Origin of the sequence: Teichococcus oryzae, from assembly GCF_008386565.1 — a bacterium.
Lineage (GTDB): Bacteria > Pseudomonadota > Alphaproteobacteria > Acetobacterales > Acetobacteraceae > Pseudoroseomonas > Pseudoroseomonas oryzae.
Genome location: NZ_VUKA01000055.1, coordinates 1 through 2,912, shown reverse-complemented (window position 1 = coordinate 2,912; position 2,912 = coordinate 1). Strand labels below are relative to the sequence as shown.

Sequence of the window (2,912 nt, the reverse complement as noted above, 5' to 3'; positions counted from 1 at the left end):
AGGGCGTTCAGTGGATGCCTTGGCACCAAGAGGCGATGAAGGACGTGGCACGCTGCGATAAGCCGCGGGGAGATGCGAGCGATCGTTGATCCGCGGATGTCCGAATGGGGCAACCCCTCCTTAGGGAGATCCCGGCCTGAATACATAGGGTCGGGAGGCGAACCCGGTGAACTGAAACATCTCAGTAGCCGGAGGAAAAGACATCAACAGAGATTCCCCGAGTAGTGGCGAGCGAAAGGGGACCAGGCCAGTACCCGGTCAAGGTTAAGTCGAACGGAATGGAAAGTCCGGCCAAAGCGGGTGATAGCCCCGTAGGCGTATGGCGTTGATCGGGTCTTGAGTAGGGCGGGGCACGTGAAACCCTGTCTGAACGTGGGGGGACCACCCTCCAAGCCTAAATACTCCTTGGTGACCGATAGTGAACAAGTACCGTGAGGGAAAGGTGAAAAGCACCCCGACAAGGGGAGTGAAAGAGACCTGAAACCGAACGCCTACAAGCAGTCGGAGCCCGCAAGGGTGACGGCGTACCTTTTGTATAATGGGTCCGCGAGTTTCTGTTTGCAGCAAGCTTAAGCCGTTAGGTGTAGGCGCAGCGAAAGCGAGTCCGAACAGGGCGCTGAGTTGCAGGCAGAAGACCCGAAACCGAGTGATCTAGCCATGGCCAGGTTGAAGGTGCGGTAACACGCACTGGAGGACCGAACCCACGCCTGTTGAAAAAGTCGGGGATGAGCTGTGGCTAGGGGTGAAAGGCCAATCAAACTCGGAAATAGCTGGTTCTCCGCGAAATCTATTGAGGTAGATCGTCAGGCGAACACCGCCGGAGGTAGAGCACCGGAAGGGCTAGGGGGACCCAAAGTCCTACCAAACCCTACCGAACTCCGAATGCCGGTGAGTGCTACCTGGCAGACAGACAGTGGGTGCTAAGGTCCATTGTCGAGAGGGAAACAGCCCAGACCACCAGCTAAGGCCCCCAAATGATGGCTAAGTGGGAAAGCATGTGAGACGGCCAAAACAACCAGGAGGTTGGCTTAGAAGCAGCCATCCTTTAAAGAAAGCGTAATAGCTCACTGGTCTAATAGCTGTCTTGCGGCGAAAATGTAACGGGGCTCAAGCCATCTGCCGAAGCTGTGGATGCATCCGCAAGGATGCGTGGTAGCGGAGCGTTCCGTAAGCCTGCGAAGGGATATCCGTGAGGGGTCCTGGAGGTATCGGAAGTGCGAATGCGGACATGAGTAGCGACAAGGAGAGTGAGAACCTCTCCCGCCGAAAGTCCAAGGGTTCCTGCGCAAGGCCAATCCGCGCAGGGTGAGCCGGCCCCTAAGGCGAGGGCGACAGCCGTAGCCGATGGAAACCAGGTGAATATTCCTGGGCCTGTCAGAAGTGACGAGTGTGAAACGTTGTTCCTCCTTATTGGATTGGAGGGGCGGCTGGATCACTCCAGGAAATAGCTCTGACATTATAGACCGTACCCGAAACCGACACAGGTGGACTGGTTGAGTATACCGAGGCGCTTGAGAGAACCATGCTGAAGGAACTAGGCAAATTACTCGCGTAACTTCGGGATAAGCGAGACCCCAGCCTGGGCAACCAGGATGGGGTGGCACAAACCAGGGGGTGGCGACTGTTTAGTAAAAACACAGGACTCTGCGAAATCGAGAGATGACGTATAGGGTCTGACGCCTGCCCGGTGCCGGAAGGTTAAGGGGAGATGTGCAAGCATCGAACCGAAGCCCCGGTAAACGGCGGCCGTAACTATAACGGTCCTAAGGTAGCGAAATTCCTTGTCGGGTAAGTTCCGACCTGCACGAATGGCGTAACGACCTCCCCACTGTCTCCAGCATGGGCTCAGCGAAATTGAATTCCCCGTGAAGATGCGGGGTACCCGTGGTCAGACGGAAAGACCCTATGAACCTTTACTGCAACTTCGCAGTGGCACCAGGAAGGGGCTGTGTAGGATAGGTGGGAGGCTATGAAACCGGGGCGCCAGCTTCGGCGGAGCCATCCTTGAAATACCACCCTGCGCCTTTCTGGTGTCTAACCGAGCCCCATCAGCTGGGGCCGGGACCCTGCGTGGCGGGCAGTTTGACTGGGGCGGTCGCCTCCCAAATGGTAACGGAGGCGCGCGATGGTGGGCTCAAGCCGGTCGGACATCGGCTGTTGAGTGCAAAGGCATAAGCCCGCCTGACTGTGAGCGCGACAGCGCGAACAGAGACGAAAGTCGGCCTTAGTGATCCGGTGGTCCCGCGTGGAAGGGCCATCGCTCAACGGATAAAAGGTACTCTAGGGATAACAGGCTGATCTCCCCCAAGAGTCCACATCGACGGGGAGGTTTGGCACCTCGATGTCGGCTCATCGCATCCCGGGGCTGGAGCAGGTCCCAAGGGTTCGGCTGTTCGCCGATTAAAGCGGTACGTGAGCTGGGTTTAGAACGTCGTGAGACAGTTCGGTCCCTATCTGCCATGGGTGTTGGAGACTTGCGAGGATCTGTCCCTAGTACGAGAGGACCGGGATGGACGTACCTCTGGTGTACCAGTTGTTCCGCCAGGAGCATCGCTGGGTAGCTAAGTACGGAACGGATAACCGCTGAAGGCATCTAAGCGGGAAACCAGCCTCAAAACCAGGTCTCCCCAAGGGTCGTGGAAGACCACCACGTCGATAGGCCGCAAGTGGAAGTCTGGCAACAGACGCAGCTGAGCGGTCCTAATCACCCAATTGATCTCACAACACTGCCCTGCCGCTGAGACAACCGTCTCACCGCACGCAGCACCCATCCGCAAATCACACCCAACACTCAGCACCAAATCCAGCAATCACCACCATCCGTGTGCATAAACAGCAAGTTCCGGCTCGGTGGCCCGGTGGCCATCGCGGGGTTGATACACCCGATCCCATCCCGAACTCGGCCGTGAAAC

At 57.5% G+C, this 2,912-nt stretch carries 2 rRNA genes; both read left to right on the top strand.

The window, feature by feature from the left end:
* Positions 1–2,725: ribosomal RNA gene (locus F0Q34_RS21445) — 23S ribosomal RNA — on the top strand; the annotation flags it as partial.
* 129 nt (positions 2,726–2,854) lie between these two features.
* Positions 2,855–2,912: ribosomal RNA gene (rrf, locus tag F0Q34_RS22760) — 5S ribosomal RNA — on the top strand; the annotation flags it as partial.